The organism is Vibrio splendidus 12E03 (assembly GCF_000272105.2).
GTDB lineage: Bacteria > Pseudomonadota > Gammaproteobacteria > Enterobacterales > Vibrionaceae > Vibrio > Vibrio splendidus_I.
The window spans coordinates 1-9,831 of record NZ_AJZD02000133.1; the positions used below are offsets into that span (position 1 = coordinate 1).

7 protein-coding genes and 1 pseudogene are annotated in these 9,831 nt (G+C 42.3%); all 8 read right to left on the bottom strand.

All coding sequences use genetic code 11. The annotated features are described in order from the left end of the window. Positions 1 to 389, bottom strand: a pseudogene (locus tag A142_RS10235) (integrase); the annotation flags it as partial. Then, positions 390 to 599, bottom strand: a complete 210-nt coding sequence (locus A142_RS10240; RefSeq protein ID WP_019820018.1) for a hypothetical protein — start codon at positions 597 to 599, stop codon at positions 390 to 392. It abuts the pseudogene before it with no gap. A gap of 650 nt (positions 600 to 1,249) precedes the next feature. Beyond that, on the bottom strand, positions 1,250 to 2,572 hold the full coding sequence (locus A142_RS10245) for an MFS transporter (protein WP_019820019.1): 1,323 nt from the start codon (positions 2,570 to 2,572) through the stop codon (positions 1,250 to 1,252). Between the two features lie 5 nt (positions 2,573 to 2,577). Next, the gene (locus A142_RS10250; RefSeq protein WP_019820020.1) at positions 2,578 to 3,324 is read right to left on the bottom strand and encodes a helix-turn-helix domain-containing protein; all 747 of its coding nucleotides are present in this window, start codon (positions 3,322 to 3,324) and stop codon (positions 2,578 to 2,580) included. Between the two features lie 133 nt (positions 3,325 to 3,457). Beyond that, complete coding sequence (locus A142_RS10255; RefSeq protein WP_019820021.1) at positions 3,458 to 4,471, bottom strand: porin; 1,014 nt, start codon at positions 4,469 to 4,471, stop codon at positions 3,458 to 3,460. 20 nt (positions 4,472 to 4,491) lie between these two features. Continuing rightward, positions 4,492 to 5,415, bottom strand: a complete 924-nt coding sequence (locus tag A142_RS10260; protein ID WP_019820022.1) for a hypothetical protein — start codon at positions 5,413 to 5,415, stop codon at positions 4,492 to 4,494. Positions 5,416 to 5,471: 56 nt separating this feature from the next. Continuing rightward, positions 5,472 to 7,145 (bottom strand): sulfatase family protein, encoded by a 1,674-nt coding sequence (locus tag A142_RS10265; protein WP_019820023.1) that lies wholly within the window; start codon positions 7,143 to 7,145, stop codon positions 5,472 to 5,474. Between the two features lie 87 nt (positions 7,146 to 7,232). Beyond that, on the bottom strand, positions 7,233 to 9,617 hold the full coding sequence (bglX, locus tag A142_RS10270; protein ID WP_019820024.1) for a beta-glucosidase BglX: 2,385 nt from the start codon (positions 9,615 to 9,617) through the stop codon (positions 7,233 to 7,235). Between the last annotated feature and the right edge of the window lie 214 nt (positions 9,618 to 9,831).

A 9,831-nucleotide genomic window follows, 5' to 3' on the forward strand; every position in this document is an offset into this window, starting at 1 on the left:
CGCCCCATGAACTCATCAAGGCGGTAACAGTCCCTTTCCAAATTTCGATAAACGTCTTTGGAAAGCCGTTCTTCTTTCTTCACACGAGACAACACTAATGGAATCCACTCTTTTAAAGGCCGATTAAATTTGTCCTTTCGGCCTTTAGAGACAGCTTTGCGAAATGGGGTCATCTCTGAAAGGGAAAACGCGCTTCCTAGCTCAGGACGATACTGCAAGTTATAAACATGCGCAGCTTGTATCGCTTCTTGCTCTACAGTCCCGATAGGAAATAGCTTCTTCACACCATCTACGGTTGTAAACCGAAATCGAGATTGACCCCTATGGCTCATTTTCACCAAGAATGGAGGGTAATGAGCCGTTTCTTTGCTTCTAGCTCTACCAACCATTTATGACTCCAAGAATCTTAGAAGTTCACTGACCCTGTCTGCAGGGTTCCCTATCTCGTCGTCAACACAGACTAAATATCGGCCGGTTGGCATTCTAGTGCCCTCAAGCTTGCCGTGTTTAATCCAGTTTATGATGGTGGTATTGCATATCCCTGAATCAGGGTAAAACTCATCAATAAATTGTCTAGGTCTGATTTTACGCGTCGCCATGTCGTTCTCCTTACCTTTCTCACTACATGAAAATTAAGATTTTTCATCTACTGGTAGAAAAACTATGCACGATTTTTTCTGTGACATTCTATTTGCGCAGCAATTAACGAAAAGGATTCCCGAAGCGTAAAACGATTCAACGAATCGATTTCAAACCCACTTTAGGGTGGACTAATACAGTAGTACCAAGTTGCTAATCTATTGATTTTATTTGACTATTTCATTGGCCTTTTTAACCGTTTTTTAGGCCAATTAGAGCTTAACCACCAGCTCTAAATACATGAAATTCATATAAATCAATATCATACAGCTAAGATTACTACCAACATCGGGGTTTCACCGTTTTTGAGCCCTCAAAAACGTCTTAAAACCCGCCAAAATCTTCATTGAACTTCAAACATCTATTCATATGAATAGTACAATAAAAAAACATACAAAATTAATACAAGAAAAGGGGCTAATTTTCGGAAAGTTAATGTTAACCGTGATTTTTATGATCTGAATAAGAGTTTAGGATTTTAAATTTGTCATTAAGGAGGTAATTAAAAAATCAGTCACATAGCCCAAAAAATAAATAATAAGCTTACTGGGTTAGGTATTCCTGAAATTTTCGCATTGACTAAGGAATATATGAAACGGTGTAGTTCTATCTAATACAAACTACTTCGAGTAATACTGTAATTCCTCATAACTAGAATTGAGATAAGTAGAGACAGAAGAAAAGGTAAGAATTTAAATGTGACAAATACCAAATTAATCTCACTCGACATGGTTGCACTTTCGGCCTCAAAACCAACATTCGACAAAACAAACCCCGCAAAGAACACACCCAGCCCACTGAATATCTTAGCAAAAAAAGTTAACAAACTTTGAGTAACTGCAGCTGCAGAAATACCATATTTTTTCTCGCCGTAGTCTACGCAGTCCGGCAATAACATCCACACCAGATTTGCACAAAATACAATAAGCACTTTTAAAAGAACAAGAAACACCAAGCTTACATTCGCAGAAAAGTTTAACGAAGAATAGAGCGCTATAAAGAGAAGAATTATTGCTAACTTGCAACTTGAAATATATACAAACCTTTTATCATAATGTCGGATCAACTTAGGAGCAACAAAAATAGCAACTGACGATAACGCTACCACAAGGCCTTGATATAGTGGGAAAAGCGATTCCCCCTTTAGATAGTAAATAAAGAAATAAATGGCAGTTGCTCCCTCCAAAGTAACAGAGAACATCAAACAACTTTGACAAATCATCAATGCAACTAACGGCTTATTCTGCATCAAGATAGTCTGGTAACTAGAAATAGAAAGCTGCTTATTGTATTGTTTCGATTTATTAACTGAGTAGTCTTTTTTTCTGGAACCATACCATGAAATATAAAATAGGCTGACTACTAAAACTGACATCATAAGAGCGGTGACTTCCCAGCCTTTATGACCACCACCAAAATAAGCTGCAATATACAATGGAAGAAAGCTAGCAAAAAAACCAACTCCGACGCCAATGAGCTGTTTACAAGTAATCATTGAAGCCCTTTCATCATAATTTGACGACATTTTTACAGTCAAACCATTGTAAGCCATGTTACAAAAAGACAAAGCTATTGAAAAAACAGCTACAGCAAGATAAATGAAGAAGGTTGATATGTCATCACCAAAGTTATGACTTGAAAAAATAATATAAATACTTAAACCAAGAATTGGGGCAAAGGCAGCGATATAAGGGCGATATTTTCCTTGACCAAATTTCAAGTCAACATTATCAACAATATACGCTGCAGTAATGTCAAATATAGCATCAACAACCTTCATGACTAAAATCAATTGGGCTGCTTGTGAAGCTTCAATTCCCGCTATATTAGTAAAAAAGAACAACAGGTAAGTAGTCGTAAACTGAAAAATAGCACTTGATGCTCCTCCACCAGCGCCAAACTGCATCATCTCTGCCTTCGTTAAACTACCCATTTTTTCTAAAAGAAATCCTTATAAGCATTAATCAGTTGAGGTAAAGATGAGTTAACGTTGAGATCCGTTGTTGGCGTCCAACATTCCGCTAACGCAAGCACACCGGCGAACTTGTTATCAACGAACACAGATATTGCACTGCGTCGAACTCCATTTTCATTGAAGTTGTTGTCGGCAAATGACGCCTCTTCGCTTAACTCATTGATCTCTTCTTCAAGCTTTTCTAAAGGTATTGAAATCTTCTTGCCTTTCTTGCCATACGTCCAAGCAACATCGTTTGAAGGCGCTTTGTCTCCATAGCAGCGTTTGCCAACTCGATAAACCGCGTCCACTTCTCCCCCCCAGCTCCTGACGAAACCTTCTTGAGCCCAAACACGTCGCTCTTTCAAAGGGCTCATTGTTTTCTTCATAACCATGCCGCTTAGCGTAGGAACATACCACTCTGCGGTATAACCAAGCTGTTTACTGAGATAGTTCATAGCTTCAAACAACTTATCATCGAAGCTAGAGCTTGAATCTTTGGCTAGAACGATCTGATAATCGGTTTTATATATCTTGGCTTCGTCTTTAACGACAAGGCCTAACATCTCTAAAGTCTCTAAAATTCGCGATAACGTTGCCTTCGGTACTTCAGAAATCTTGTGTAACTGATCTAAGCTTGCGCCTTCATTGTTTGTCGACAGACATTTCAATATCCATAATCCGCGCGCACATGCAGGTGTTGGGTAACTATCGTATTTGTTGTAATTCATATGAGTTCTAGCCAAATTTCAATCGCAAAATTATACATCAAATCATGACTGTACGCCTCCGACTCTTTAAACCCCTATCCAAGTTCCTCCTCCAAGCACACACTGCATTGGCGTACTTGGAGGGCGTTTCGTACTAAAACTGATAGTGTGCAGCGACACTAAACTGATTGTAATCGTGATTCTGAATGGAAGAATTAAACTCTGATAGCAGATCTAGGTGTTTATTGACACGGTATTGCACACCGAAAGTAATCGTTTCAACGTCTCGCTCTTCAAGATCAGCATTTCTCTTCATGAAACGGGTGACAAATCGATAACGTTCGATATCGTACATAACCGATGCCTCCAGCGCTTTATGATCGCCCAATTGCGCTTTGTCTTTCGTTTTGTCTAAGACCAATGCCGCGCTAAAGCCTTCATTATTGTATCTCGCAGCCGTAAGGTAAGACTGACTGTCCCAAACATCACCTGTGCCGTATTGCTCTATAGCTGGAATTGATTCAGGTTCTTCAATGAAGCTGACCCTTTGCGCGAGGTACCCTAAGCCAACGCTGAAATTATCAGTGATATGATACGTTGCAGCTGCGTTCGAACCTTTACGCTCGTCATATTCTTCTGTTGAGAAATCCAAGATCTTGTCTGCGCCAAGGGTCAGGCGGTCATTAAGAAGAGACAACTCAAACTTCAGTACGTTTGAAACTCTCGAAGGTGCCATAACAGCATCGTTATTCGACATACGAGATACACCGGTGTCGGTCCAAGAAGTAAGTAAACGACCCGAGGTATATTGCTTGCCAAAAGTTAATGTTCCATACTCCTGAGACATTAAGCCAACATAACCTAGGCGAGTATCGACTCCGTCACGACTTGAATTATCCGCGATGTCGACTTCAAGCTCAGCCTCACCGATGGCAATCACAGACTCATTGACATATGACGCCCCTTGAAAGCCAAGACGGAAGTATGAATCAAGCTGATTCTGACTCACGTCGTTGTCTTTTTTGTACTCACTGGTCCGAAGATAACCGCTATAGATATCGCCATTCATATTTAGCTTATTGTCATCGGTAATATAAATTGGAGCGGCAGTAGCAAATCCAGAGCATGTGCTAACTAAAGCGTATAGAACCATTGTTATTTTTTTCATGATTGTTCACCGAGTTCTTATTAAAATGACCAACTAAGGCCTACGCGCCCAAAGAGCACATCTTTATTACCTTCCGACGTTTCTCGGCCATCAAATTCGTTGAAATGCCTGTATGCAACATTCGCGACTAAACGGATTGAATCAGTTAATCGAGTGGTTGTTTGAATATTGGTATTAAACTGATTCCATCCACTATTGTTACGGCGAGTTACTTGAAAAATATCTTGACGTAATGTCACCGTGAAACCCGGATTGACGCGATAAGTAATGAAGGGCTTTATCCCCCACTTACGGAATGTATTATCACCATGTTGGTTGAACTCAGATTCGTACAAGCCTCCAGCACCGGTACTAAACGAATCATTAATGCGATAGTTATAATTCGGTTCACTTTCAAATTTGTCTATCCGTTCGCCGCGAGCGTTCATTTCTCCATGTCGGTAGATATATAAGCCGTTGACATTAAGCGCATGATCGCCGTTTCGGTAGAAAAATGCTGGGCGAAGCTTAAACATGTTACGCTCTCTGTTTCCCTCTACATGCCGGTACCCAACCATAATGTTGTATCTAAGGTTGCTGGTAATAGCGTTCTCGTACCTAGGTTTAAATTCGATGATGTCGGCATCATTGAGTCGGTTTCCATCTCGATAAAATTGAAGCCTTTCTGATACCAGTCCAAGCTGCCAGTTTTTGTTAATTGTTCCCCAACCATCAAAATGAACCGTTGTCATTTCTACTTCATCAAGCGCATTGCTCAATCCGACATCTTCATACTCCAAGCCGGAGAAAAATCGAAATCTAGGTGTATTTTCTGAATCTGCTGCGACATCTTCCAATCGATCGCCGAAGATATTCTCCATACCAAAATTCGAAGCTTGGCTCGGAACGGAGAACAGCATAAAGGGTAACAGTGCGCATAACACTGCTCTATATTGATTAACCATTTGAATTCCTGAGATAAAAAGGTGGTATTGCCACCACCTTTACGTAGATAGGGAAACTACTCTTTGTTTTCGAAGCTGTGAGGGAACAGATCTTCTAAACGTTCTTTTGGCTTACGTTTTAGATCCATCGATTCCCACTCTTCTTTTGGTGGTACCGAGTACTGCTTCTTCAAAGACTCTAACTCTTCTTGCATGCGCGCGATTTCTTGCTTGTAGGCAGGATCATCAATCGCGTTATTCATCTCGTTAGGATCTTTGCTTAAGTCATAAAACTCCCAGTTATCATCAGGGAAGTAGAAATGAATCAACTTGTAGTCACCATCACTCACACCGTAATGGCGTGCGACGCGGTGGAAACCTGGCATCTCATAGAAGTGGTAGTACAAGCTCGAACGCCACTCTTGAGCTTCACCTGTTGTCATTAACTCAACAAGTGACTTACCATCAATATCTGGGTAAGCCTCAACTCCCGCTAGATCCATAAATGTTGGTGCGTAGTCGATGTTTTGTACAAGTTCATCTACAACTGTACCTGGCGCGATACGCCCCGGAAGCTGCATCACAAGCGGAGTAGAGAATGTCTCTTCATACATGAATCGCTTATCAAAGAAACCGTGCTCACCTAAGAAGAAGCCTTGATCAGATGTGTATACAACCAAGGTGTTGTCAGTAAGATCGTTCTCTTCTAAGTAATCAAGCACTTCACCGACACTTTCATCGACCGATATGATCGTCGCTAGGTAGTCCTGCATGTAGCGTTGATACTTCCAAATTGCGATCTCTTCTTCGGTCATATCTGCTTCATTGGCGTTAAACCAATCATTGCGTTCTTGGTATGCTGCATCCCATTCTGCGCGTTGCTCTGGGGTGAGTCTTTCCAGCAAGTGCGGCCAAATATCACGACGCCACTCGGTTTCACCAACACCGGTGGTCATCTTTAAGTCGTGGCCTTCCTGCGTATCCCGATAGATATTCAGTTTTTGCTTTTGGGCAGCGACTCGACCATCGTAATCGTCGAAGTACGTCTCAGGGACCGGGAACTCAGTTTCGGCAAAAGTCTGAGTATGACGCGGGGCTGGCATCCAATTTCGGTGCGGCGCTTTATGGTGCATTAAGAGCGCAAACGGCTTGTCTTTATCTCTCTGCTCATCAAGCCACTTAATGGTTTTCTCTGTGATCAGGTCTGTTGTATAACCCATCTCCATTTGAACGCCATCTTCCGTAATAAAATCAGGGTTATAATACTCCCCCTGATCGTTCAAGATATCCCAATGGTCAAACTTAAAACCATCTGGAATTCGGTTGATGTGCCACTTACCAATCATGGCCGTTGTATAGCCAGAATCTTGAAGTTTGTTGGCCCAGTGGTCTTGAGTACCATCAAACGTTTGACCGTTGTAATTAAAACCATTTTTATGGCCAAACTTACCTGTAAACATAGCTGCACGAGAAGGACCACAAAGGGAGTTAGTTACATACGAACTCGTGAACTTAACGCCACTTTCTGCGATTCTATCGATATTAGGTGTCGGCGCAATTTTTGAAATTTCATGGCCATATGCACTTAAAGCTTGTACAGCATGATCATCCGTCATGATGAAAAGGATATTTGGTCGTTCATTTTCTTGCTGAACCGCCAATGTCTCCTTGTTATCTGTGTCTGTGTCTGCGGCGCAACCAGTTTGCGCTAACGCACCGGCCACTACCAGCGAGAGTATTTTTTTGTTCAAGATATATACCTTTTAAGAAGTACGTGTGTTGCTACAGGGGTTTTGTTAACCACGCGTTCTACAGAACACGTGGTCCTTTGTTCTTAATTACTCAGTGACGATGAAGTTTGCTTCTTTAACATCGTCCGAAGCCGTGCCAACGAAGACTTGGAATTCACCAGGCTCTACACCCCAATCCATGCCCGCGCGGTAGAAGGCAAGATCTTCAGATTTCAAAGTAAAGCTAATTGTCTTGGTTTCACCTTTTTCAAAATGAACCTTCTCAAAACCTTTCAGCTCTTTAACTGGTCGAGTAATCGATCCAACCATTTGGCGCGTGTAGAGTTGCACTACCTCTTCACCTGCATGAGCTCCGTTATTGGTAACATCAACCGATACTTTGATTTCGCCGTCGATCGACATTGTCGCTGATGAAAGCTTGATATCGCTGTATTCAAATGATGCGTAAGACATGCCGTGACCGAATGCGTACAGCGGTGTGTTATCTGAATCGTCATAACGTGACTTGTAGTGTTCAGCACGCTGATTAGGGTTTTCAGCGTCATATGGGCGTCCCGTATTTTTCTCGTTATAGAACACAGGAACTTGACCTACTGAACGCGGGAAACTCATCGGAAGCTTGCCCGATGGCGAGTAGTCACCAACCAACACATCAGATACAGCGTGACCGCCAGAAGTACCTGGATACCATGCGTGTAAAATACTATCTGCGTTGTCGTCTAACCAAGAAAGGTCATTTGGTCGGCCACTCATAACAACGACGTTCATTGGTTTATCAAGCTTCTTAAGCTCTTCCATTAGACGCTGCTGATTACCTGGTAGAGTAATATCCGTACGACTTGCCGCCTCACCTGACATACGCCAATCTTCACCAACAACCAATACAATCACGTCTGACTTCTTCGCCACTTCAATCGCTTCTTGGATGTTTTGATCCAGAGTTGGATCATTCTCATAGATAGAAGGAAGCATTCTTAGGTGCTTCTTAACTTCATAGTCTTCAGCGTTGTAGATGTATGAGTGGGTCGCACCTTGCGCATAGTTAATTTGAACATCATCACCTAAACGCTCTTCCAAGCCTTGGCGAATCGTGACCGGCACTGTCTGACGATCACCCGTTGCTGACCAGTTACCAATCATGTCGTTAGTGCGGTCAGCCATTGGGCCAATCAGTGCAATTGAGTCAATATTGTTGATATCTAGAGGAAGTGCATTCTGCTCATTCTTTAATAGAACAAACGACTTTCTCGCGACATCTCGTGCGGCGTCTAAATTCTCTTGTTTAAGAAGTTCAGCTTCAGCACGCTCACCACTTGAGTAACGGTATGGGTCTTCGAATAGACCTAAACGCCACTTCATCTCAAGAATCAGACGAACAGAGTTATCGATCTGCTCCATGTTCACCTTGCCTTCCTCTACCAACTGCTTCATGTAGTTGAGGTAAAGAAGACCCACCATGTCCATGTCTGCACCAGCGTTAAACGCAATTTCTGCAGCATGTTTATCGTCCTTAGCATAACCGTGTGGAACGAGTTCATTGATTGCGGTGTAGTCAGTAACAACAAACCCTTCAAACCCCCACTGATCACGTAACACGTCAGTTAAAAGCATTTTAGAGCCTGACGCAGGAATACCGTTCAGGTCGTTGAACGAGGTCATGAAGGTGGCAACACCCGCATCAACCATCGCCTTGAATGGAGGCATTTGAGTGGTCCACAGTTCGTGGTCTGATACATCTGTAGTGTGGTAATCACGACCACCTTGAGACAAGCCGTAACCAACAAAGTGTTTTGCCGTTGCCATCACAGTATCAACTTCGGAAAGGTCTTCACCTTGGAAACCTTTTACACGAGCAGCCGCGATCGCAGAGCCTAAGAATGCATCTTCCCCAGCACCTTCTGATACACGCCCCCAACGTGGATCTCGTGTGATGTCCGCCATTGGCGCGAACGTCCAACTAATACCATCAGCTGCCGCCTCTCGCGCTGCAATACGGGAAGCAAGTTCGATAGCTTCAAGATCCCAAGAAGCAGCTTCACCGATAGATTGAGGGAAAATTGTGTGGTGACCATGAATAATGTCATGACCAACAATAAGAGGAATCCCTAATCGAGTCTCTTCCACCCCCATTGTTTGTAGCTTCTTAGTCCATTCAGCACCATAAGAGTTGAAAATTGCACCGACCTCACCTCGACGAATTTGCGCCTCATACTCTTCGTTGACAGAAGGACCCGTTACATTTCGCGTACCACTTTGCAGATCAAGCTGGCCGATTTTTTCTTCAATGGTCATTTTCGAAATTAGGTCCGAAATGAAAGCATTCATCTGTGCTTTGTCATCGTTCCAAATTGAAGTTGAGACAGGCTCTGTTGGCTCAACATTAATAACATCGCTAAACATGGTTTGAGCCATTACAGGCAAGCTTACTGAAATACTAAGCGCCAAAAGGCTTCGCTTTAGAGTGGTTTTCATCAGTTTTATCTCCGACTAAATGAATAAATTCTATTTTTAAGACGTAAAAAGCCCTGCAGATATTTATTCACTGCATAACTTGTTACGTTCTTTATTTAATTTCTTTTATTTAATTGCTTTTATTTAATTACTCATAACAAACAAAGGCATTATATTTTTAGGATCCCCCCCACTTTGAATTTGATGAACCATCATCTTCATTGCAGGTGACGTC